Genomic DNA, 22,155 nt, shown 5'->3' with positions numbered 1-22,155 from the left:
ATGATGAGCCTGTTTAGTACGTTAGAAGAAGCCATTGAAGCCGCCCGCGAAGAGTTTCTGGCCAGCCAGCCGGACGTGGCAGAGGATGAGGTGAATGTCAGCCAGTTCGCGCTGCAAAAGTATGTCATGCAGGACGGTGACATCATGTGGCAGGCCGAGTTTTTCGCTGATGAAGATGGCCAGGGCGAATGCCTGCCGATTTGCAGTGGTGAAGCGGCACAGGCCGTGTTCGACGGTAATTTTGACGAGGTTGAGCTGCGCCAGGAGTGGCAGGCGGAAAATACCCTGCACGAGTGGGATGAAGGTGAGTTTCAGCTTGAGCCGCCGCGTGACCTTGAAGAGGGGGAAACGGCAGCAGAAGAGTGGGAAGACGACGACAGCCCGTCAGACAACTGGGCGTAACGCGCTACTCGTAAGGGCCGTGATGGGCATCCACAGGCAGCAGCAGCGTGTCCATCACCAGGGAAAGCGGCAGATCCAGGATGGTCAGCACGCGCCACGCGCCGTCACGCACATCCCACTGCACGCCCGGATAATATTGGTTACCGTGCCCCTGTCCGGGCACGGTACGACTGATAATACTGCCACACCCGCTCAGTAACAGGATGACGCCGCACAGTGCGGTACATTTCAGGAAAGATTTCACAACATTTACTCACAGTGAATTGCTGCCAGTGTAACCTGCCACGCGTCGAAAGGCACAGCCTGTACGCGTAAAGATTACGTCAGCGTGATTGTGTGACCTGTTTTCATCTGTGCCGTACCCTGCTGCGCCTTTTCCTGCCCGCGCGCCGCGCGCGAATTGCCCTCACCGCCCGCTTTTCAGGCATAAAAAAAGCGGCATTGCTGCCGCTTTGGTTTTGCGTTTTGACAATCAGCCGCGCTGAGGCAGCGCCTGCGGATTCAGCGTGAGTTTCTGATAGCTCTCAACCCACTGATGATATTTATCCGCGCTCTCCCACAGCCGTGAATGCACGCGCGCCAGCACCACCGGATCGCTAATCAGCTGCAGTCGCTGTTCACGGTTCAGTTTCTCCGGCTTATCGCTCAGGGCCTGATCGACCTGACGATCGCGTGCATGATCCAGCAGCGTACTCTGTTTGTGACGCGACGTCGCCATCGCGGTCGCCAGCGCATTAAACGCCGGGTTAAACAGTGCATGCATAAAGCCGTTTTTCAGCGCGCGCTCGCGGTTGATCTGCAGATAGTGGTCGGTATCCACCAGCTCTTTCGGCGGCGCATACTCTTCCGGAATCAGGAACAGTCTGGCGCGCTTACTTTTCAGGCCAACCGTGGCACGGCTGGACATCACCGAGACAAACGGCGACAGGATCAGGGAGAACACGATCGGTGCCAGCCACCACAGGAAGTTGAGGTCCAGCACGCCCATGCCGACCGCCCAGACGATACCCAGCAGCATCTGCGAACCGTGACGACGGAACGCTTCGCTCCATGGCGTGGCGTCATCGTCACGCTGCGGTGAATTCCACACCACTTCCCAGCCGAGGAAGGCGCTGACCACAAACACCGTGTGGAACAGCATGCGCACCGGTGCCAGCAGCACGGAGAACAGCATCTCCAGCAGCAGGGAGACGAACAGCCGGAAGGCACCGCCGTAGGCTTTCGCGCCTTTACACCAGATCAACACCACGCTCAGCAGCTTCGGCAGGAACAGCAGCACCAGCGTAGTGGAGAACAGCGCAATCGCCAGATCGGGACGCCACTGCGGCCACACCGGGAACAGCTGGCGTGGCTGCAGGAAGTAGGTCGGCTCCATGAGCGTGTGCACCACCTGCAGGGCGGTGGAAAGCGCAAGGAACATAAACCACAGCGGCGCGGAGAGATAGGACATGACGCCGGTCAGGAATACCGCACGGTGTACCGGGTGCATACCTTTCACCAGGAACAGACGGAAGTTCATCAGGTTACCGTGACACCAGCGGCGGTCACGCTTCAGCTCATCCAGCAGGTTTGGCGGCAGCTCTTCATAAGAGCCCGGCAGATCGTAGGCGATCCACACGCCCCAACCGGCACGACGCATCAGCGCCGCTTCCACAAAGTCATGCGAGAGGATAGAACCGGCAAATGATCCTTCGCCCGGCAGCGGTGCCAGCGCACAGTGTTCAATAAACGGCTGCACGCGAATAATGGCGTTGTGTCCCCAGTAGTGCGATTCACCCAGCTGCCAGAAGTGCAGACCGGCGGTAAACAGCGGGCCGTAGACGCGCGTTGCAAACTGCTGGCAGCGTGCATACAGCGTATCCATGCCTGATGCTTTTGGTGACGACTGGATAATACCGGCGTTCGGGTTCGCTTCCATCATGCGCACCAGACCGGTCAGACACTCACCGCTCATCACGCTGTCCGCATCCAGCACTACCATGTAGCTGTAGTTGCTACCCCAGCGGCGGCAGAAGTCATCGATGTTGCCGCTTTTACGCTTCACGCGGCGACGGCGACGGCGGTAGAAAATCTTACCGGCGCCACCGACATCACGCACCAGCTCCATCCATGCTTTCTGCTCGGCAATGGCGATATCCGCATCATAGCTGTCGCTCAGGATGTAGACATCGAAATGCTCGGCGTTGCCGGTGCGTTTGACCGATTCCCACGTGGCACGCAGACCGGCGAACACGCGTTCCACGTCTTCGTTACAGATCGGCATAATCAGCGCGGTGCGGTGTTCCGGATTAAGCGGTTCATCCCCGGTGGTGGAGTAAGAGATGCTGTATTTGTCACGGCCAATCAGCAGCTGCAGGAAGCCCATCAGCGCCGTCCAGAAGCCGGCGGAGACCCAGCAGAACAAAATGGCAAACAGGAACAGAATCCCGGTCTGCAAAATGTAAGGCAGAATCAGCTCCACCGACTGCAGCCAGTTCTGATTGAACAGCTCGACCGGGTCAAGCAACGTCCAGCCCTGATACGGCAGAATGGTCTTCATATACCAGGTGGCGACCACGGTTTGCAGAATGGTCAGAATCAGCAGCACATAGCGGCGCATAGAGCCGACGTGACGCCACTTATCTTCCGCTTTCTGCTCTTCCACGGTGGCATAGCGCGGCGTGGATTTGTGGCCGCGCAGCGAATCCCAGGCGCGCGCAAGCGGGTTGGTACGCCAGGCTTCCGGGAACATCAGTGAACGCTTCACCGGCGGCATCGCCTTCAGCGTGGTGCGGTCGAGATAATCTTTGCTCAGCTGCTCTCCACCGGCCAGCGCATCCGGCCAGGCCATCTCCACGCGGGAAGAGACCGACTGCAGCGGCGCATCGTCCGGACGATCGCTGGCGGTAATGTCATGGCCCAGCAGCGTGTGAATGGCATGGAACGCCTGCGCATTCTGCAGGGACGCGCTGAGACGCGCGCGCCCTGCCGCATCAAGCGGCAGAGCCTCCACATAGGATTGAGGTAAATAAGTCGATTTATTCATTGGCAGGTAACTGATAGCTCCAGGTTTCCGTCAATGTCTTGTCGCCGCTCACCAGCGCCGCACGCATTTCGGTCGGCTGCTTGTTGTCTTTCACGCGCAGACGCAACACCAGACGCCAGCCTTTGGTCACCGGATTGTAGCGCACGCTCTGCTCCACCACGTCAGCGTTGTTGCCCACGCTCACCTGCGGTGCGACCTGCGTATCTTCCGGCAGTTTGCTCATCTCTTTACCGGTAAAGTCGACGGTAAAGGCGATGGAGCCATCCGGCTGACGCACCAGATTCGACTGTTTCACATCGCCGGCAGAACGCAGCGTGTCTTTCACCCAGGCCACATCGTCCTGGTGCAGCTGGTTCTCGTCGCGCGTGAAGTGCAGACGATACTGGAAGTTCATCTCTTTGCCCGGCTCAGGCAGGGATTCCGGCGTCCAGAACGCCACGATGTTGTCATTGGTTTCATCCGCAGTCGGGATCTCCACCAGCTCAACACGCCCTTTGCCCCAGTCGCCCTGTGGCTCAACCCAGCCGCTTGGACGCAGATCGTAACGATCGTCCAGATCCTGATAGTGGCTGAAGTCACGGCCACGCTGCAGCAGACCAAAGCCCTTTGGATTTTCCACTGTGAAGGTGCTGACCGCCAGATGACGCGGGTTATTCAGCGGACGCCAGATCCACTCACCGTTGCCGGCGTGGATCGACAGGCCGTTGGAGTCATGCAGCTCCTGACGGAAGTTGCTGACCGGCGAAGGCTGGTTAGCGCCAAACAGGAACATACTGGTCAGCGGCGCAATACCCAGCTTGCCGACGTTATCACGCAGGTAAACCTTTGACTGCACATCTACCGTGGACTCTTTGCCCGGTTTGATGGTGAAACGATAGGCACCGGTAGCACGCGGCGAATCCAGCAGTGCATAGATCACCAGCTGTTTGTCCTGCGGTTTTGGCCGCTGGATCCAGAACTCCCGGAAGCGCGGGAACTCTTCGCCCGAAGGCAGCGCGGTATCAATCGCCAGTCCGCGTGCTGACAGGCCATACACCTGCCCTTCGCCAATCACGCGGAAATAGCTGGCGCCGAGGAAGCTGGAAATTTCGTCATCTTTACCCTTTTTGTTCAGCGGATAAAGGACTTTGAACCCGGCAAAACCGAGGTTTTTAACGGCATCAGCATCGTGTTTAACGTTGCCGAAGTTGAAATAGTCAGGGCTGTATTTGATTTCCCGAACGGACGACGCGGTCACTTCATTGATTTTGACCGGCGTGTCAAAGTACATGCCCTGATGATAGAACTCGAGCTTAAACGGCGTGCGCAGTTTGCCCCAGTATGCTTTGTCGTGGTTAAACTGGATTTGCTGATAATCGGCAAATTTCATTTCACGAAACTGAGAGGGTAAATTACTTTTTGGCGCTTCAAAACCTTTGCCTGCCAGGGACTTAGCCTGTTTTGCCACATCATCAATATTGAACGCCCAACTGTTATTGGCGTACAACGCCAGCAGAACTGCCGCGCTCATCCAGCGCATCTTCACCAGCCCGCCATTATTTTTCACTTTAGTCAGCACATCCCCCCCTTTCGTGTGCTTAGATCAAACCCATTTATCTTAAAGGATTATTCGGTTTTCCGACAGCGTATGTAAAAGATTGTTCCGCTGATTTGTAAGCCAAAACGGCACTTTTCGGATTATTAAACCCGGAAGATTAAGAACCAGATTCACCTGATAGTATACGCTGTTTACAGCCGGTAGAATTTGTTCCGGTGTAATCCGGTTTCAGGGGGAAACCGGCAGCAAAACTGACAAACCGGAAGCTTATGAGTGCAGCCAAACCCGAACGTGAATATTTTCTCGATTCGATTCGAGCGTATTTAATGCTATTAGGCGTGCCGTTTCACGTCTCCCTGATCTACTCCACCCAGCGCTGGTCCGTGAACAGCCACGAAGCCTCTCTGTGGCTGACAGTGCTCAATGATTTTATTCACGCCTTCCGCATGCAGGTGTTCTTTGTTATTTCAGGCTATTTTTCTTACATGCTCTACCTGCGCTACCAGCCGGGGCGCTGGCTGAAAGTGCGCATGGAGCGCGTGGGTATTCCACTGCTGACCGCCGTGCCGCTGATTACCCTGCCGCAGTTCTTCCTGCTGAAAAACCTCACTGACAAAATAGGTGACTGGTCGCGCTTCTCCGCTTACGAAAAATACAATGCGTTGATGTGGGATCTGATTTCACACCTGTGGTTTTTACTGGTGCTGGTGCTGCTGACCGCATTGGGTATGCTGACGTTCCGCTGGCTGCGCCAGCAGCAGAGTCGTTTCGATTATCAGCAGGTTGGCTGGGGCAAACTGACGCTGGCGCTGCTGGGCTATGCGCTGGTGTGGTGCGCGTTCCGCCGGCTGATTTTCTGGTTTGCGCCGGCCCTGTTGATGGACGGCCTGTTCAGCATCGCCGTAATGCAAACCCTGTTCTTCCTGCCGTTCTTTATGCTTGGCGCATTGAGCTGGAAGCATCCGGCGCTGAAGGCGCTGTTTGTGCGGTTCAATCCGGTGATGTGCTTTGGTACCGTGCTGGTCTTTATCGCCTACAGTCTGAACCAGCGCTACAGCAGCGGCGAAGGCTGGCTTTATGAGGCCGATGCGCTGATCTCGACCCTGATGGGTCTCTGTATGCTCAATGTCTGTTTCAGCCTGGGCCATAAGCTGCTGAACAGCCATTCGCCGCGCATCATGTATCTGGTGAATGCGTCGCTGTTCATCTATCTGGTGCACCATCCGCTGACCATTCTGTATGGCATCTTCATCACGCCTCACATCAGTAACAACACGCTGGGCTTCTTCACCGGCCTGCTGGTGGTGTTTGGTGTCGCGTTCCTGCTCTACGAAATCCACCTGCGTATTCCGCTGCTGCGTTTCCTGTTCTCCGGCAAACCACAGCAGAAAGCACAGCAATAGCCGTTGCTCCGCTCTCCGGCGCCGCTCAGCGTTGCCGGAGAGCGACTACAGCAGCCACTCTACCGGCAGCCGCCACACCAGCCGCACCAGCAGGCGCTGCAGCAGCGTGCACTGTGGCTCATGTTTATGCACCACTTCGCCCGCCTCGCCGGCGTATTCCACCCAGTTAACGCGCCCCCACTTATCCAGCCGCAGCGCCCAGGCGCGATCGCGCATTCCGCGTGTGAAGTGCTGATGCGTCTGCTGCGCCAGCGACGCGCTTTCGATCACCAGCCCCATTTCGGTATTCAGCACCGCCGAGCGCGGATCGAAGTTAAACGAACCGATAAACACTTTGTGGTTATCCACGGTAAACGTTTTGGCATGCAGGCTGGAACCCGAGTTACCGGTCAGGCCGCGGTCGTGCGGCGCATCAGCGGCATGGGCCTGCGGTTTGAGTTCATATAGCGCAATGCCGTGACGCAGCAGCTTTTTGCGCCAGCGCGCATAGCCGGCATGCACCACGGAAACATCATTCGCCGCCAGCGAGTTCGTTAAGATGGCAATTTTCACGCCGCGCCGCTTCAGCGTCAGCAGCTGCGCCACGCCGGCACGCGTTGGCACAAAATACGCCGAGATAATATCGAACTGCTGCTGCGGCGTGCCAATCACCTCCAGCATACGCTGTGGCAACAGGTTGCGCCGCTTTGCTTTGCCCAACCCTTTGCGCGGATCGTCGCTCAGCAGGCGTGCCTGTGCCCACGTCATGCTGAGTGAGCCCTGCGCCAGCTGGCTGACAAAGGACGATTTTTCCAGCCGCGCCAGATAGCGCTGCACCGGTTCACTGTGCTGCCACTCCGGCGGCAGACGCACCGCCTCTTCGCTCTCCGCCCCCACATCCACCACGCTGCGCAGCGGCGAGACGGCTTTGCTGTGCCAGTAGCGCTCGAAATCGTGCGTGACTTCTTCCACCACCGGGCCGATGGCCAGCACATCCAGATCGGTGAACAGCGGTTCATTGCCGGTGCCGAAATATTCATCACCGATATTGCGCCCGCCCACCAGGGTGGCGGCGCCATCCACCGTCAGGCTTTTATTGTGCATCCGCCGGTTGAGCCGCGCGAAATCGGTGAGATACCCCAGCGCACGCAGCGTGCGGAACGAAAACGGGTTAAACAGCCTGACGGCAATGTTCGGATGCCGATCCAGCTCGGCCAGGGTTTCATCCAGTCCCGGCGTGTTGTTGTCGTCCAGCAGCAGCCGCACTTTAACGCCGCGTCCGGCGGCATCCAGCAGCGCGCTGAACAGCAAACGGCCTGACATATCGTTGTGCCAGATATAGTACTGCACATCAATGCTGTGCTGCGCCATGCCCATCAGCAGATAGCGCGCGGCAAACGCATCCAGACCATCATTCAGCGGATGGATGCCGCTGAGGCCGGGATGCTGCCGGCACTGCTGCGTCACGCTGTCCTGTAATCCTCCGCCCGGCAATTCGCCCGACGGCAACGGTGCTGCTTCACTCATTCTGAATCCCTGCCTGCCCTGACGTTATTATTGTTGGTGGCACCGATACCTTCCGGCCATCGGAGCTTTCCGCTTCCTGACGCGCCGCTAATTTAGTCTAGACTTAGCCAGGCGTTCTGCATGCGGTGTTTACCGTGAGGAGTGGATCATGACTCAGCTATCCCCGCGCCATCAGCCTCAACTGTTTCGCAGCTTTTATCAGGGCAGCTTCCCCTGCTCAACCGCCTGCCGCAGCGGCGGACGACGGATTGATATGGTCATCAGCAGCGGCCACGACATGCTGCTGGAGAAAGATTATGCGGCCCTGGCGCAGCTGGGTCTGCGTACGGCGCGTGACGGCGCCCGCTGGCACCTGATTGAAGCCACGCCCAACGCGTATGACTGGCGCAGCTTCCTGCCGATGCTGCACGCCGCCGCGCGTCACGATGTGCAAATCATATGGGAGCTGGCCCATTTTGGGTACCCGGATCACCTGGATATCTGGAAAGCCGCTTTTGTCGATCACTTTGGCCGTTTTGCCCGGGCGATGGCGCAGCTGATGCGTGATGAAGGGGTCGAACAGCCTTTTTTTACCCCGATTAATCAAATCTCTTTCTGGTCCTGGGCGGGTGCCGATGTCTCCTGGCTGGATCCTTACGCCAGCCAGCGCGGGCGCGAGCTGAAACGGCAGCTGGTGCGCGCCTCGCTCGCGGCGATGCACGCCATCCGCGACGTGTATCCGCAGGCGCGATTTGTGCTGACCGATCCGCTGGTACAGATCGCCGCCGATCCGGATAACCCGGATAGCAAACCCTATGCTGACAGCCAGCATCAGGCGCAGTTTGAAGCCTGGGACTGGCTGGCCGGACGGGATGCACCCGAGCTGGGCGGTCAGGCCGATTTTCTGGACATTCTTGGCCTGAATTATTATCCGAATAACCACTGGTTTTTTTCGGGGGACACTATCCCGGCAGATCATGCGCACTATCAGCCGCTGCATCGCCTGCTGATACAGTGCTGGCAGCGCTATCAGCGCCCGCTGCTGCTGGCAGAAACCGGTGCTGAAGGCGAAGCGCGCGCGCCCTGGCTGCGTCACGTCAGCGAGGAGGCGCGGCTGGCGCTGGCGCAGGGGGTCGCGCTGGAGGGCATCTCCCTCTATCCGGTGATTGAATATCCGGCCTGGGCGGACGATCGCCGCTCGCCCGGTGCGCTGCTGGGGCTGGGTGACGCCAATGGCAATCGCACGCTGCACGAAGCGCTGGCGCTGGAGTTGCGCAGTCAGCAGATCAAATGGCAGAACCGCCAGCCGGATTAGGCGTGTTGCGCAGGATGCGAGGTGGCTGGACAGGTCTGGACGTCCAGCGCCGGGTCGGCGGGATGACGCACATCGGTAAGCCAGGTCATGGTGAAGAGAAAGACCACACCAATCAGGCAGGCAGAGAGCAGACCAATAACGGCGATCAGAATGTCATCACGGGCTTCCATCGACATCTCCTTGCAGGCATCCATTAAGCGTTGCAGGCTTCAGCTCATCCAGAGCGTGATCATCAGGACAAAGATTATAAGCGTCACTGAAGTCACTGCAAGCACCACAATGGCGAAGTGGGCATCGTCAAGCGGCTGGCGTAACGGTTCATCGTGATCGTCGGGTGGCGCGGGTGAATGCATGGTCACTCAATAGCAGAAAGCGATGTACTCAGCAGGATTGCCGCACAGAGTGTAATGGAATAGCGGACAAGTTACAGAAATATTTCCAGCAGAAATGATAACGGCGCACAACCGTGCGCCGTTGCCGCCTGACTCAGAAATCGTAGCTCATGCTGATTTTCAGCGTGCGCGGGTCGCCCTGCGCCAGATAGGTGCCGGTGCTGTCAACATTCGCCCAGTACTTCTCGTTAGTGACATTCTCTACCCCGGCGCGCCAGACCAGATCGTGCTGCTGCAGCTGCATACGGTAGCGCACGCCCAGATCCAGCGTGGTATAACTGGCAAGCTTCAGGGTATTGGCGACGTTGGCATACTGCGCACCGCTGTGGTTCAGCAGCGCGGTCGCCGTCAGGCCTTCCACCGCGCGGATGTCGTACTCCGCCCCCACCACCCAGGTGCTGCGCGGCACGCCGATCGCCTGTTTGCCATCATAGGTGCCACCGTTGGTTTTCTTCATCACCGGGTCGATCCAGGTGGCGCTGGCATTCAGACGCAGCCCCAGCAGCGGTTCGCCAAACACATTCGCTTCCACCCCGCGATGGCGCTGCTCCCCCTCCATCACGTAAACCCGGTCGTTGTTAAGGATGCCCGAGGGCTTGCGGATGTCAAACAGGCTCAGGGCACCGCCGATGCGCCCGAAATCGGTTTTCACGCCGATTTCGTTCTGCTGCGAATGCGCAATACCGGTAACGCTGCCATAGTTAACCGCCTCTTTCGGCGCGGTGTCGCCCGGCTGCAGCGCTTCGGTGTGGTTGGCATAAAACGCCACCGACTGCCACGGCTTATAGACCACGCCGTAGGTTGGCATCCAGCGGTCATTGCTGTAGCGTGCGTCAACATCTTCACGGCCGCTGTTGTAGTCGTAACCGCGTACCACCACCTTCTGATGGCGGGCACCGGCGGTCAGCAGCAGCCTGTCATCAAACAGACCCAGCGTGTCGCTCAGCAGATACCCCTGAGTACGCGTGCGTGCCGTGGTGAGCGGATCGGAAAACTTTCCGCCGGCAAAGGTGGCTGCCGGCTGTGCAACCTCGCCGCTGCGGTAAATATTGAAAGGCGTGCCGGTCAGCGACATGGCATACGCGTTTCTGGCGTTGGTGGTCAGGGCTGAATAGCCCAGGTTAACCTGATGGCTGATCGCGCCGGTGTGGAACTGACCGCGCAAGCCGGCCATGCCGCTCAGGTTGTCCTGAATGCGGTTAGAATAAAAACTGCTGATGGTGCCATCACCGTTGCTGCTGGTCAGGGATGGCGCGCCGTAGTTACCGGTTTCATGCGCATGCTGCGCCCCCAGCCCGGCGTAGGCGGTCCAGCTGTCGGTCAGGTCATATTCGGCTTTCGCCATGCCAAAGGTGGATTCCACATCGCTGTAGACCCATTTTTGGCTGTAATTGTGGGAAGCCGCGGGCACGGCCGGAATCACGCCGGCATCGGCAAATTTCACGCCCTGCAATCCGCCGTGCACGCTTTTTTTCTGATAGCCCACGTCCAGCGAGGTACGCAGCCGGTCGCCGCGGTAGTCGAGACCAACAGACGCAGCCGTGGTGCGTTTCTTTTCAGCGTGCACGCCGGTTTCGCCCTCGCGGTGCACCGCGTTAACGCGCACGCCAAACTGATTATTATCGCCAAAGCGGCGTCCGCTATCCAGCGTCCCGCCCAGCTGCGAGGCGGTGGTGTAATCTACGCCCACCCGCGTCGCGGGCACCTCTTCGGCGTGTTTGGGTTCCAGATTAATCATGCCGCCCACGCCTGATGAGGCCGCGCCATTAACCAGGCTGTTAGCCCCCTTGAAAATTTCCACCCGCTCGATCAGCGAAGCATCCATTATCTGACGCGGCACTACGCCCGGCAGGCCACCCCACGTCATGTCGTCGCCGTCGAGATCAAACCCGCGAATGCGGTAGGTTTCTGCAAAATTACCGTAGCCTTTGACGTTCTGTACCCCGGCATCGTTGCGCACCACATCGGCGATGGTTTTCGCCTGCTGGTCCTGAATCATCTTTGCGGTATAGCCGATGACGTTAAACGGCACGTCCATGGCGTTCTGCTCGCCAAGCATGCCCAGCCGGCCACCGTGCGCTATCTGCCCGTCGAGATAGGCTGGCACCAGCGCATTGCCGCCGGGCCGGAAGGTGCTCTCTGGTGCGGCGGTGACGATGAGCGTCTCTGACTGGCCGGCGGAGGTGGCGGTCGCAGCACGCGCCGGCAGGCAGGCACTGCCGATCAGCACGGCCAGCAGGGTGGGTATTAATCCGCCCGGGAAAGGTGTAGTGCGCATGAAAATCCCCTGATAAAAAGTAAATTGATAATCATTATTATTTCGGTTTGCGATTATGCGCAGCGAACCACCAAATGCAAGCGAAATCATCACAGGGGGGAGAACGGCGAGCGCGCCTGACGGGGGCAGACCACAAGCCATGAGAAAGCGCGCGACCGCGGTGCGGATGCAGGCGAAAACGGCCGGCGGAGGCGGGTTTGTGTCTGCCACTGCCGGCGCAGCGGGCGGCAGCGGTTTCAGCCCTGCCAGCCGCCGCCCAGCGCGCGGTAAAGATCGATCTGTGCCAGCAGCAGCGTATTCTTCACGGAGACAATATTCAGCTGCGTGCTGAACAGCGTGCGCTGCGCATCCAGTTCATCAAGGTAGGAGGCATAGCCATTCTGGTAGCGGTTATGGGCGATGCGATACGCCTCTGCCACAAATTTTTCCTGCTGCTGCAGCTCGCTCAGTTGCTCTTCGCTGCGGCGAATCGCATCCATGGCGTTATCCACCTCGGAGAAAGCGTTACGCACCACTTTCTCATAGCCGTACAGCGCCTGATTGCGCGTGGCCATCGCCACATCCACCTGGGCGGTCAGCGCTTCACGGTTCAGCAGCGGCGCCAGAATGCTGCCGCCGATGCTCCACAGGCGGAACGGATCGGCGACCAAATCATGCAGCTGCGTGCTCTGCAGGGTGCCGCTGGCGGTGAGATTTAGCGACGGCAGCAGTTTCGCCTGGGTGGAGGTCAGCGTGGCATCGGCCGCCAGCAGCTGACGCTGCGCCTGCACAATGTCCGGACGACGATTGAGTAACTGCGACGGCAGCAGCGCAGGCAGCGTCTGCGGCCGGATATGGTCGAACCGGCTGTTGCGCGCAATGGCGCGCGGGTTCATGCCCACCAGCACGCTGAGCGCATTTTCCTGCTGCTCGATCTGGTGCTGCAGCTGCGGCACCTGCGCCTTTGCCGTCTGGTATTCCGAAGACGCCTGCATCCACTCCAGTCGCGAGGTATAGCCGATTTCAAACTGACGCTGCGCCAGCCGCAGCGCATTTTCCCGCGTCGCGAGCGTCGCGTGAGTCACGCGCAGCTGCTCGTCAAGCGCGCACAGGCTGAGATAGCCGGACGCCACTGAACTGGCGACGGTCAGCTCCGCCGCAGAAGCCGCCGCCCGCTGCGCTTCCAGCGACGCCCGGGCCGCCCGTATGCTGTTGCTGCGGCTGCCCCACAAATCCACTGCATAGTTTGCCTGCAGCAGCCCCTGAAACACCGCATTCTCATAAGGCTGGCCGGTGGCCGATGACAGCGCGCGCTGATGAGTAGCCGCAACGCCCGCTGACAGCGTCGGGAAGTTATCGCCCTGCGCAGCCCGCAGCTGTGCCCGGTATTGATCGACGCGCGATCGCGCCATCAGTACGTCGCTGTTGTGCTGCAGCGCCTGATTGACCAGCCGGTTAAGATCGTCATCGCCAAACGCCCGCCACCACTGCGCCTCCGGCGCTGCGTGCGGGCCGACCTGCTGTCGCCAGCTTTCCGGTATCGGCAATGACGCCGGGGCTTTTTCCACTTCCGTGGCGCAGCCGCTCAGCATCAGCGCCGTGAGCGGTACCAGTAACAGTCGCTTCATGGTGCATCCCTGTGCGGTTCGGCGGCGGTATCAATACTCACTTCTACCGACATCCCCGGCCGCAGCAGCTGCTGATCATTACCCAGAATGCGGATACGCACCGGTATACGCTGCGCAATTTTAACGAAGTTGCCGGTAGCGTTGTCCGGCGAGATAGCGCTGAACTCCGAACCGGCCGCCGGTGAGATGAACTCCACCCGGCCGTCAAAGCGCTTACCGTCCAGCGCATCCACGCGAATGGTGACCGGCAGGCCGGGCCGCACCCGCGCCAGCTGCGTCTCTTTCAGGTTGGCGATAATCCATTTGTTATCCGGCACCACCGATGTCAGGCGCGTGCCCGCCGTGACATAGGTCCCTTTACGCACCGACAGCTGCCCGAGCTGGCCACTGTCCGGCGCGATAATCCGCGTATTCGCCAGATCGATATTGGCCAGTTCCAGCGCCGCTTTCGCGCTGGCGACATCACCCTCCAGCGAGGCGCGATTAACAATCACCGTCTGCAGATTCTGCTGCGCCACGGCCACCTGCGCGGCAGCCTGACGCTGTTGCGCCTGCGCCTGCGCGTTCGCCGCCCGTGCGGCATCGCGCTCACGCACGGAAAGCGAGCCGTCAGACGCCAGATTCTCCACGCGTTTCAGATCCAGCCCGCTTTTCAGCGCCTGCGCCCGGGCATTTTCCAGCGCCGCCTGATTGCTGGCGATGGTAGCTTCCGCACTGCGGCGCTGCTGCTGATTATTGTTCAGCGCGGCGATTTTCATATCGAGCTGCGCCTGAGCCTGATGCACGCGCTGACGGTAGATGCGATCGTCGATGGTCATCAGCAGCTGTCCACGGGTCACCGGTTGCAAATCCACCACCTCAACACCGGTGAGGTAGCCGCTGACCTGCGGGCTGATAAAGGTCACCTGGCCGCGCACGTAGGCGTTCTCGGTGGACTGAATGGTGCTGGTAAAAGGCCACAGCTGCCACGCATACAAAATCACCAGCACGCCGACAATCACAATGCCGCTGCCGGCTGCGATAGAGAGAATCCGTCGGCGGTTAGCGCGTTCGCGCTCGGCAGACTGAAGATCATCCTGTTGACTCATGGGGTCTCCGTTCGGTTTTCTGAAATCGCCTGCTGGCGCTGCTCTGCCAGGTTATGCCGTGCCTGGCGCCAGCTCAGGTAACGCTGCCGCGTCAGCCGCCACAGCACCCACATCAGGGTGATCAGCGCCAGCGCGGCCGTCAGCAGATAGGTATCGTTATAAGCCAGCACATTCGCCTGTAGCGTGGCGGTGGTTTGCAGCTGGCTGCTGCTCTGCGCACTGAGCAGCACGCTGTCGGTCAGCTGGCTGCGGAACAGCGCGCTGTACTGATTCAGACGATCGGTCACGTTCGGATCGAGCTGCGACAGCTGGTCACCGAGCAAACTGGAGTGATATTTTTCGCGCCAGGTCTGAAAGGTGCCGAGAATCGCCGAACCAATCAGGCCGCCGAGGTTCTGGCTCATGCCAAACAGCACCACAAAGCTCACCAGATTTTTCGGCTGGGTGACCACGCCGCCAATCCCCAGCAGCATCGCCGGCGCAAGGAAAAAGGCGCTGCTGAACCCCAGCAAAAACTGGCTGATATACAAATTATTGCCGCGCGTCAGCGGGCTGGATTGCGCATCCATCAGCGACGCCACAATCATGATGGCCAGTGACGTCACAATCGGCCAGTTGAGGTGAGTGGGTTTGATGGTCAGCGCGCTGGCAACCATGCCGCAGATCACGCCGGCGATAATCGCCAGCGCCAGCCCGCGCATCTGATCGTTCTGCAGCCCGAGCTGCTGCAGAAAGCCTACCGCGCCGGTATTCTGTTCCGCCAGCACGATACGCATCATGATCATCACAATCCCCAACCGCACCATCATGCCGTTGCTCAGCCAGCGCGTGTTAATCAGCGGGTTAGCGCGATTGTGCTCCAGCACCACCGCCGCCACAATCAGCGTCAGTGCCAGCGCCAGACAGACACCCAGCCACGGCGTACTGAACCACCACTCAATGCGTCCCAGCGACAGCACTCCGCACAGCAGCGCCATGCCTGGTGCCAGCAGCAGAAAGGTGACAAAATCGAGTTTTTCAAACGCTTTGAAACGATCGCCGGGCGGCAGTTTGACAACCAGCACGCAGCCCAGCGCGATCATCGCCAGACCCAGTTCAAACAGATAGAGCCCGCGCCACTCCTCAAGCTGCAGCAGTTCGGTGGAGAACAGCCGCGCCAGCGGAATCGCCAGCTGCGACGCGGTGATGCCGATGACCAGCGCTTTCAGGCGATGTTTCGCCGGCCAGGCCTGGATCTGGTAATAGATGCCGAGCGAGCTGAGCGCGGCACCCACCATGCCATGCGCGGTGCGTACGATAATCGCCGAGCTGAGATCGTTGGCAATAAGATGGAAAAACGCCACGATGACGTACAGCACCAGGAAGGCTTCGGTAAACAGGCGCAGCCCGAACTGCTGACGAAATTTCACCAGCAGCAGGTTTATTGAGATGTTGCCCATCACATAGACTGCCGGCAGCCAGGCGATTTCATTGCTGTAGGCGGCAAACGTGCCCTGCAGGTTGGTGAGGTTGGCGGTTACCAGCGCGTTACTCAGCGCCCCGGTGATGGAGATCAGCAGGCCAATCAGCCCAAATGCCACGCGTTTCCCGGGCGAATGCAGCGGCGTCGACGGTGAGCCCGGCAGCATTGGCTTTTCGTGCGGCAGCCACTCCCGCTGCGCATAAGGATTGCGTTTTGCCACGATCAGAGGCTCCCCAGCCGGTCCAGCAGCTGCTGCAGGACTTTCTCCGCAATCGCCAGTTCGCCAGCATCAATATCCTGTAGCAGCTGGGCACGCAGCGCATCCGCCTGGGTTTTCACTTCACTGAATGCCAGTGTGCCCTGCGGCGTCAGCACCAGCAGACGTTTCCGCCGATCGTCCGGCGGCTGCACCCGCGCCAGCAACTGCTGTTTCACCAGCCGATCCACCAGCGGGACCACGCTCGCCTCTTCCAGCCCCAGCAGCTGCGCCAGCGCTTTTTGCGTCGGCGGCTCCGCGGCCGTCGCGACGCTGGCAATCGCCATCCAGCTGCTCATGCTCAGGCCACTCTCCTTCAGACGCCGGTCAACCGCCAGCCGCCATGCGTGGGCGGTAAGATGGAGTAAGCGGGAAAAGGGTTGCGGGTAGTCACTCAAAGCGTAGCGGCCTAATGGTTAGATATCTAACTAAACGTGAAGGTTATTATAGTAGAACGCCAGCCTGAATGAAAAGTGGGTCTGTGCGGTTAACTGTAGCTGCTGAACAGCCAGCAGGGTAATTTCACTTAAGCGAAAAAAACTCAGAATTTTCGGGTTGTACAACCACATGTATAAGTTTATTTTTCCGAAAAATGGTAGCGATTTCATAGCAATAAAACACTAAGCACAAAATGCTTAATTCTTTGTTGTACAAGTTAACACATATTGTATAACTTTGTGCGCCATGAATCGGTTAACGATTCAGTAACGAATGATGCACGTTGCGTCGCCTCTGAAGGTGTTTTTGGATTTCAACCTTCAGAGGTGTCTTTTTGCGTTGGGTGATGAGGGGTTTTCGCGCCTGTCCGCGCGTCAATTTTTCATCATGGAACTGAAGGCGCTGACGCCATCAGCCAATCTTAAGGGCTTACACATGCAAAACGCCGCCAATAACAGCGCAACCGTCGCTGACTACTTTACTCAGGCGCACCACAACGACATCAATGAGATGGAAGTGTTCGGCCATCTCATTGCTGAGATTCTTCAGGCCGGTATGCCGGTGACCAATAAAGCCATTATCAGCGCACTGATCTCCCGGCTGGAGCAGGAGAGCGATGTGGTACAGCTGGACATCTATCGCCATCTGCTGGAAATGGTGGTCAATAAAACGCCCGACGATTTTTCGGTATAGCTATGCCGGATTCCAGGGACGGAATCATCCCACTGCACCGCGTTTTGCTGGTATCCCACGTCATCCCCCGGTAACATCCTCCGCGTTAATGTCTTCCTTAAAATCTGCCCTGCCGTGACGGCTGGCGCAACACAAGAAAAGAGCCTGCAAATCTATGAGTCATCCGAGCGATCCTGCTGCTGCGGCGGCAAGCGATATCACGGTCGGACGCGTCCTGCGTTCTCCCGCCCTGTTAACCCGTGAATGTCTGGCCGGCGTGATTACCGCGCTGGCACTGATTCCAGAAGTGATCTCGTTTTCGGTGATTGCCGGCGTGGATCCCAAAGTCAGCCTGGTGGCCTCCGTGGTGCTGTGCCTGACACTCTCCATTCTGGGCGGTCGACCGGCCATGGTTACCGCCGCCGCCGGTTCGGTTGCGCTGGTGATTGGCCCGATGGTGCATGCGCACGGGGTCGCCTATATCCTGCCCGCCGTGATTCTCGGCGGCATTATTCAGATTATTTTTGGCCTTGCCGGACTGTCACGCATGATGCGTTATATTCCGCGTTCGGTGATGATTGGCTTCGTGAATGCGCTGGGCATCCTGATTTTCTTTGCGCAGGTGCCGCATGTCTGGGGTCAGTCTGCTCTGGTGTGGGGGCTGTTTGCCGTCACGCTGGCGATTGTACTGCTGCTGCCAAAGGTGCTGAAAAGCGTGCCGTCGCCGCTGGTGGCGATTGTCGCCGTCACTGCGGTCGCGCTGCTGCTTGGCTATCGCGTACCGAATGTCGGTGATGGAGGTCCGATGACGGCCGGCCTGCCGGGGTTTACTGCGCTGCTGGTGCCTGTTAACCTGCAGACGCTGCAAATCGTCTGGCCAACCGCCCTTTCCGTGGCCTTTGTCGGCCTGATGGAATCGCTGCTGACCGCTAAACTGGTGGACGATCTCACCGATACGCCATCGGGTAAGCGTCGCGAATCCTGGGCGCTGGGCGTGGGCAATATCCTGGCGGGCTTTTATGGCGGTATCGCCGGCTGCGCCATGATTGGCCAGACCATTGTTAACGTTGAGCTGGGCAAAGCGCGTACCCGCGTTTCAACCGTGGCAGCGGCCATCGTGCTGCTGCTGCTGGTGACCGGTCTGAGCCAGATCATGGCGCAGATCCCCATGGTGGTACTGGCGGCCATTATGATGGTGGTGGCCGTGAAAACCGTAAACTGGCACAGTCTGCAGCCCGCCACGCTGAAACGCATGCCGTGGTCTGAAACGCTGGTGATGGTGCTGACCGTGGCCGTCACCGTCTGGACCGGCAACCTGGCACTGGGCGTGCTGATGGGCGTGATTCTGGCCATGATGCTGTTTGCGCGTCGCATTGCTCACGTTATCCATGCCGAACGTCAACTGAGCGAGGATGGAGAAGAAGTGCACTATACCGTGCGGGGGCCGCTGTTTTTCGGCAGCAGTAACGACCTGTTTGAACATTTCGATTATGGCCACGATCCGCGCCGCGTCACCATCGATCTGACGCACGCGCAAATCTGGGATGCCTCCAGCGTGGCGGCGCTTGACGCCATTGAATACCGCTATCAGCGTCACGGTGCCACCGTGACCTTTGTCGGCCTCGATAATCGCAGCAGCGATTTTCGCGATCGCCTGAGCGGCAATCTGGGCTAAGCCCGGTAAGACGCCGCGCTGCCTGCGGCGTCTTTGCCCTTTATCTGACCAGCGCAAACAGATCGTTCAGGGCTTCACTCATCGTCGGATGGGTGAAAATCTGATCGCGCAGCACGGTATACGGCAGTCCGGCGTCCATCACCGTTTTCACAATATTAATCACCTCATGAGAATCGGCTGCCAGCAGCGCCACGCCAAGAATCTGCTGCGTCGGACGTTCCACCACCGCCTTCAGCACGCCGCGCGTATCGTTAATCACCCGCGCACGCGGAATGGCCGCCACCGGAGTGAAACCACCTGAATATCCCGGCCTTCGGCGCGGGCCTGTGCCTCTGTCAGCCCGATGCGCGAAAGCGTCGGCGCCATGAATACCGAATACGGAATGTTGACGCGGTCGTCTGTGGTCCGCCGCCCTTCGCCCAGCAACTGATCCTGCACAATGCGAAAATCATCCAGCGAAATATAGGTAAACTGTGGGCCGCCGGTGACATCGCCCATGGCCCAGATATGATCGACCGAGGTTTTCAGCTGGCGGTCCACCACAACCGCACCACGTGCATCCAGCGCGACACCGGCATTTTCAGGTTTCAGCTGTTGTGCCGCCGGCCGGCGTCCGGTTGCGATCAGCAACACATCCACCTGATGATCTTCCGCACCGGTGTGCAGTGTCACTTGGCTGGCGTCGGCTGTGACGGCAATGACCCTGCTGCTGAGCCGCAGATCGATTCCCTGATCCTGCAGCACAGTGCGCACCGCCGCGCTGATATCCGCATCTTCCCGCGGCAGAAACTGCGGCGCGGTGTCAAACAGCGTAACCTTGCTGCCAAAGCGGGCAAACAGGGAGGCAAACTCTACGCCGACATACCCGCCACCGAGGATCCCCAGCCGTTTGGGTAAGTGCGTGAGGCCAAGCAGGCCGCTGCTGTCTACCACACGCGGCCCGGGCGCCAGCCCCGGGATCGCCGGGATCACCGCTTCGGCACCGGTATTGATAAAGATCTTTTCGGCGCTCAGGTAGTCTATACCCTGTGCGGTGAGGATCTTCAGGGTATGCGCATCAGCAAATTCAGCCTGTCCGTCAATGACGTCGACCTGTTCCAGGCTGGCAAGGTTCTGGTAATTTTTCTCGCGCAGCAGGTCCACCACCCCGTCTTTACGCTGCATGGCCGCGCTGAAATCGATATTCGCCTGCGCGTCGTGCACCAGCGCTTTGGTTGGAATACAGCCAACGTTAATACAGGTGCCGCCATACATGTGGGTGGATTTTTCAATGATTGCCACCCGCCAGCCTGCGCGCCCGAGTGCGGCCGCCAGCGTTTTGCCTGCCTTGCCAAAGCCAATGATCGCTGCCTGATAATGGTTCATGCTGTTCTCCGGATAAATGACTCTTGGGGTTGCCTGCAATCAGGTTAGGCGTCACGGCGTGACAATTTCCCGCTTAAACGCTGGCTTTTTTGTCGCAGCGTCTGAATCATGGCTGACCGGAAGCATAAACAGGATCGCACATGGACCCGTTAAGTGAGTTACTGCTGCTGCATAACCCGCAGGGCAGCATTGATAAAAACTGCGTATTGAGTGGTGAATGGCAGCTGCCCCATCACGCCGGCCACCTGTGCAGCGTACGCTGGCATACTGTTGCCGGCGGTGACGTGCGGCTGGAGATGCCTTCCGGCGCAGAACACGTATTACAGGCGGGTCAGGTGGTGTTCCTGCCGCAGAATGCGGCGCACCGGATTGTGCAGCGACACACGCAGCCGGTGCAGCTGGTCTGTGGTCTCCTGCAACTGCCTGCCAGCGCCCATGCCTTCCTCACCGCGCTGCCGGAAACGCTGCTGCTGGCGCCGCAGATGGAAACCGCTGAAGCCCGCTGGCTGGCTGCGCTGCTGCCGCTGCTCGGCACGGCCTCACCGGCGCGACAGCCCGGCAGTGACGCACTGCACAGCCAGCAGATCAACGCCATGTTTACGCTGGCGGTGCGGGACAGCGTTGCGTCATCCCTGCCGCACCGCAGCCTGCTGGCGCTGGCGCTGCATCCGCGGATGGGTCCCCTGTTTTCCCGGCTCTGCAGCACACCGGACCGTCCGTGGACCGTGGCGGAGATGGCCGATCAGGTGTTTATGTCACGTGCAACCTTCGCTGCCCTGTTTCGCCAGCTGACCCATACCACGCCTCAGGCGGCACTGGCCACTATTCGACTGCAGCTGGCAGCCCAGCAGCTGGCGCGTGAGGCGCAGCCGGTGATCGGCATTGCACTGGCAGTGGGCTACGCCAGCGAATCCTCGTTTCACAAAGCGTTTACCCGTGCCTTTGGCTGTTCGCCTGGCGAATACCGGCGACGCGCCCGGGCGTTAGCCAGCACCTGAGCAGCGGAAACCGTGTGCCGCTGCGCTTGCAAAATCGCCGTTTTACGCCTTTGCTTATCTGCGCAACCCGATGAATTTTATTATTTTCTTTTTGAAACAGTGACGCGGAGGCGATATGCGGGGATTAATGAAAGCAGGATTAGTGGTCATGGCACTGATGACGCTGGCGGGATGTATGCGACACAGTGATGCTGTCGGCAGCGATGGCCGTCCGCATGCGCCCAGCAAGCAATCCGTGCCGGGTGCCAGCGAAGGTGAAGGTCCGGTGGGCCAGCCTCAGGATTAAGATACGACCCGGCCCTGCCGGGTTTTTTATGCAGGACAGAAACAAAAAACCGCCTTCAGGCGGTCATTGCAACGGGTCAGCAAACAAAAAAACCGCCCTTGGGCGGTCACGACATTACTGCTTATTGCTTTTTAGTATTCGGTATGAAACATGGTGCCCGGGGCGGGACTTGAACCCGCACGACCATAAGCCGAGGGATTTTAAATCCCTTGTGTCTACCGATTTCACCACCCGGGCAGGGTGTAAACTGGAGGCGCGTCCCGGAGTCGAACCGAGGTAGACGGATTTGCAATCCGTTGCATGGCCACTCTGCCAACGCGCCGTAATTCTGAGGTGGTAACCCGTTATAAACGCATTACCTGAACTGGAGCGGGAAACGAGACTCGAACTCGCGACCCCGACCTTGGCAAGGTCGTGCTCTACCAACTGAGCTATTCCCGCTTTGTCGTACTGCTTTATCGAACTTACTGA

The 22,155-nt window shown here is 59.1% G+C and carries 18 protein-coding genes, 3 tRNA genes and 1 pseudogene; 7 read left to right on the top strand and 15 right to left on the bottom strand.

Annotated features, from left to right (window positions below; genetic code table 11):
- The first annotated feature begins 3 nt into the window (after positions 1-3).
- Positions 4-402 carry a MysB family protein gene (locus D8B20_RS06715; protein ID WP_145890452.1) on the top strand — a complete coding sequence of 133 codons (399 nt, stop codon included), beginning with the start codon at positions 4-6 and terminating at the stop codon, positions 400-402.
- 4 nt (positions 403-406) lie between these two features.
- Here D8B20_RS06715 and D8B20_RS06710 read toward each other — a convergent pair whose 3' ends face one another.
- The 3 genes from D8B20_RS06710 to D8B20_RS06700 form a co-directional block, all read right to left on the bottom strand.
- Positions 407-646: a YceK/YidQ family lipoprotein gene (locus tag D8B20_RS06710; protein ID WP_145888142.1), complete on the bottom strand. Its 240-nt coding sequence runs from the start codon at positions 644-646 to the stop codon at positions 407-409.
- 228 nt (positions 647-874) lie between these two features.
- Positions 875-3,427, bottom strand: coding sequence for a glucans biosynthesis glucosyltransferase MdoH (mdoH, locus tag D8B20_RS06705; protein ID WP_145888141.1), 2,553 nt, complete (start codon positions 3,425-3,427; stop codon positions 875-877).
- On the bottom strand, positions 3,420-4,955 hold the full coding sequence (locus D8B20_RS06700) for a glucan biosynthesis protein G (RefSeq protein WP_186454426.1): 1,536 nt from the start codon (positions 4,953-4,955) through the stop codon (positions 3,420-3,422). Before D8B20_RS06700 ends, mdoH begins: the two co-directional genes overlap by 8 nt.
- Positions 4,956-5,233: 278 nt before the next feature.
- Between D8B20_RS06700 and mdoC the strand changes: the two genes are divergently transcribed.
- Positions 5,234-6,367, top strand: coding sequence for a glucans biosynthesis protein MdoC (gene mdoC, locus D8B20_RS06695; RefSeq protein ID WP_145888140.1), 1,134 nt, complete (start codon positions 5,234-5,236; stop codon positions 6,365-6,367).
- A gap of 45 nt (positions 6,368-6,412) precedes the next feature.
- Here the strand turns inward: mdoC and D8B20_RS06690 are convergent, their stop codons facing one another.
- On the bottom strand, positions 6,413-7,873 hold the full coding sequence (locus tag D8B20_RS06690) for a phospholipase D-like domain-containing protein (protein ID WP_145888139.1): 1,461 nt from the start codon (positions 7,871-7,873) through the stop codon (positions 6,413-6,415).
- Positions 7,874-8,021: 148 nt separating this feature from the next.
- Between D8B20_RS06690 and D8B20_RS06685 the strand changes: the two genes are divergently transcribed.
- Entirely contained in the window at positions 8,022-9,167 is a 1,146-nt protein-coding gene (locus D8B20_RS06685) for a beta-glucosidase (protein WP_145888138.1), read from the top strand.
- Here the strand turns inward: D8B20_RS06685 and D8B20_RS21570 are convergent.
- From D8B20_RS21570 to D8B20_RS06660, 7 genes are all read right to left on the bottom strand, one after another.
- Positions 9,164-9,337 (bottom strand): hypothetical protein, encoded by a 174-nt coding sequence (locus tag D8B20_RS21570; protein ID WP_186454409.1) that lies wholly within the window; start codon positions 9,335-9,337, stop codon positions 9,164-9,166. The two genes, D8B20_RS06685 and D8B20_RS21570, sit on opposite strands and share 4 nt — an antisense overlap.
- A 39-nt stretch (positions 9,338-9,376) precedes the next feature.
- The gene (locus D8B20_RS21565; RefSeq protein WP_186454408.1) at positions 9,377-9,520 is read right to left on the bottom strand and encodes a hypothetical protein; all 144 of its coding nucleotides are present in this window, start codon (positions 9,518-9,520) and stop codon (positions 9,377-9,379) included.
- A gap of 133 nt (positions 9,521-9,653) precedes the next feature.
- Positions 9,654-11,837, bottom strand: a complete 2,184-nt coding sequence (locus D8B20_RS06680) for a TonB-dependent receptor (RefSeq protein ID WP_145888137.1) — start codon at positions 11,835-11,837, stop codon at positions 9,654-9,656.
- 236 nt (positions 11,838-12,073) lie between these two features.
- A complete protein-coding gene (locus D8B20_RS06675; protein WP_145888136.1) occupies positions 12,074-13,444 on the bottom strand; it encodes an efflux transporter outer membrane subunit in 1,371 nt (456 codons plus the stop codon).
- Entirely contained in the window at positions 13,441-14,532 is a 1,092-nt protein-coding gene (locus D8B20_RS06670) for an HlyD family secretion protein (protein ID WP_145888135.1), read from the bottom strand. The genes D8B20_RS06675 and D8B20_RS06670 overlap by 4 nt, the downstream gene beginning before the upstream one ends.
- The gene (locus tag D8B20_RS06665; protein WP_145888134.1) at positions 14,529-16,214 is read right to left on the bottom strand and encodes an MFS transporter; all 1,686 of its coding nucleotides are present in this window, start codon (positions 16,212-16,214) and stop codon (positions 14,529-14,531) included. The genes D8B20_RS06670 and D8B20_RS06665 overlap by 4 nt, the downstream gene beginning before the upstream one ends.
- A 2-nt stretch (positions 16,215-16,216) precedes the next feature.
- Positions 16,217-16,648: a MarR family winged helix-turn-helix transcriptional regulator gene (locus D8B20_RS06660; RefSeq protein WP_145888133.1), complete on the bottom strand. Its 432-nt coding sequence runs from the start codon at positions 16,646-16,648 to the stop codon at positions 16,217-16,219.
- Positions 16,649-17,123: 475 nt separating this feature from the next.
- Between D8B20_RS06660 and D8B20_RS06655 the strand changes: the two genes are divergently transcribed.
- Together D8B20_RS06655 and D8B20_RS06650 are read left to right on the top strand one after the other, a co-directional pair.
- Entirely contained in the window at positions 17,124-17,381 is a 258-nt protein-coding gene (locus D8B20_RS06655) for a biofilm/acid-resistance regulator YmgB/AriR (RefSeq protein WP_145888132.1), read from the top strand.
- A 154-nt stretch (positions 17,382-17,535) separates the two neighbouring features.
- Positions 17,536-19,035 (top strand): SulP family inorganic anion transporter, encoded by a 1,500-nt coding sequence (locus tag D8B20_RS06650; protein WP_145888131.1) that lies wholly within the window; start codon positions 17,536-17,538, stop codon positions 19,033-19,035.
- A 40-nt stretch (positions 19,036-19,075) separates the two neighbouring features.
- Here D8B20_RS06650 and rclA read toward each other — a convergent pair.
- Positions 19,076-20,400 (bottom strand): annotated as a pseudogene (gene rclA / locus D8B20_RS06645) (reactive chlorine resistance oxidoreductase RclA).
- A gap of 140 nt (positions 20,401-20,540) precedes the next feature.
- On the opposite strand from rclA, the gene D8B20_RS06640 reads away from it, so the two are divergent.
- Both D8B20_RS06640 and D8B20_RS21560 read left to right on the top strand, forming a co-directional pair.
- Positions 20,541-21,398, top strand: coding sequence for a helix-turn-helix domain-containing protein (locus D8B20_RS06640; RefSeq protein ID WP_145888130.1), 858 nt, complete (start codon positions 20,541-20,543; stop codon positions 21,396-21,398).
- A gap of 127 nt (positions 21,399-21,525) precedes the next feature.
- Positions 21,526-21,684, top strand: coding sequence for a hypothetical protein (locus D8B20_RS21560; protein WP_186454445.1), 159 nt, complete (start codon positions 21,526-21,528; stop codon positions 21,682-21,684).
- A gap of 151 nt (positions 21,685-21,835) precedes the next feature.
- Here D8B20_RS21560 and D8B20_RS06635 read toward each other — a convergent pair.
- The 3 genes from D8B20_RS06635 to D8B20_RS06625 all read right to left on the bottom strand — a co-directional run bounded on the left by D8B20_RS06635 (position 21,836) and on the right by D8B20_RS06625 (position 22,125).
- Positions 21,836-21,921 (bottom strand) — tRNA-Leu (locus D8B20_RS06635).
- Between the two features lie 11 nt (positions 21,922-21,932).
- A tRNA-Cys gene (locus D8B20_RS06630) sits at positions 21,933-22,006 on the bottom strand.
- Between the two features lie 43 nt (positions 22,007-22,049).
- A tRNA-Gly gene (locus D8B20_RS06625) sits at positions 22,050-22,125 on the bottom strand.
- Positions 22,126-22,155 lie beyond the last annotated feature (30 nt).

Source organism: Candidatus Pantoea soli (assembly GCF_007833795.1).
GTDB classification, from domain to species: domain Bacteria; phylum Pseudomonadota; class Gammaproteobacteria; order Enterobacterales; family Enterobacteriaceae; genus Pantoea; species Pantoea soli.
The sequence above is the reverse complement of the archived record's forward strand: the minus strand, read 5'-3'. Positions and strand labels throughout refer to the sequence as shown.

Coding starts and splice junctions, on each gene's coding strand:
- D8B20_RS06650 (WP_145888131.1), top strand. CDS start 17,536: ATGAGTCATCCGAGCGATCCTGCTGCTGCGGCGGCAAGCGATATCACG.
- D8B20_RS21570 (WP_186454409.1), bottom strand. CDS start 9,337: ATGGAAGCCCGTGATGACATTCTGATCGCCGTTATTGGTCTGCTCTCT.
- D8B20_RS21565 (WP_186454408.1), bottom strand. CDS start 9,520: ATGCATTCACCCGCGCCACCCGACGATCACGATGAACCGTTACGCCAG.
- D8B20_RS06655 (WP_145888132.1), top strand. CDS start 17,124: ATGCAAAACGCCGCCAATAACAGCGCAACCGTCGCTGACTACTTTACT.
- D8B20_RS21560 (WP_186454445.1), top strand. CDS start 21,526: ATGAAAGCAGGATTAGTGGTCATGGCACTGATGACGCTGGCGGGATGT.
- D8B20_RS06675 (WP_145888136.1), bottom strand. CDS start 13,444: ATGAAGCGACTGTTACTGGTACCGCTCACGGCGCTGATGCTGAGCGGC.
- D8B20_RS06685 (WP_145888138.1), top strand. CDS start 8,022: ATGACTCAGCTATCCCCGCGCCATCAGCCTCAACTGTTTCGCAGCTTT.
- D8B20_RS06640 (WP_145888130.1), top strand. CDS start 20,541: ATGGACCCGTTAAGTGAGTTACTGCTGCTGCATAACCCGCAGGGCAGC.
- D8B20_RS06690 (WP_145888139.1), bottom strand. CDS start 7,873: ATGAGTGAAGCAGCACCGTTGCCGTCGGGCGAATTGCCGGGCGGAGGA.
- mdoH (WP_145888141.1), bottom strand. CDS start 3,427: ATGAATAAATCGACTTATTTACCTCAATCCTATGTGGAGGCTCTGCCG.
- D8B20_RS06715 (WP_145890452.1), top strand. CDS start 4: ATGAGCCTGTTTAGTACGTTAGAAGAAGCCATTGAAGCCGCCCGCGAA.
- mdoC (WP_145888140.1), top strand. CDS start 5,234: ATGAGTGCAGCCAAACCCGAACGTGAATATTTTCTCGATTCGATTCGA.
- D8B20_RS06670 (WP_145888135.1), bottom strand. CDS start 14,532: ATGAGTCAACAGGATGATCTTCAGTCTGCCGAGCGCGAACGCGCTAAC.
- D8B20_RS06680 (WP_145888137.1), bottom strand. CDS start 11,837: ATGCGCACTACACCTTTCCCGGGCGGATTAATACCCACCCTGCTGGCC.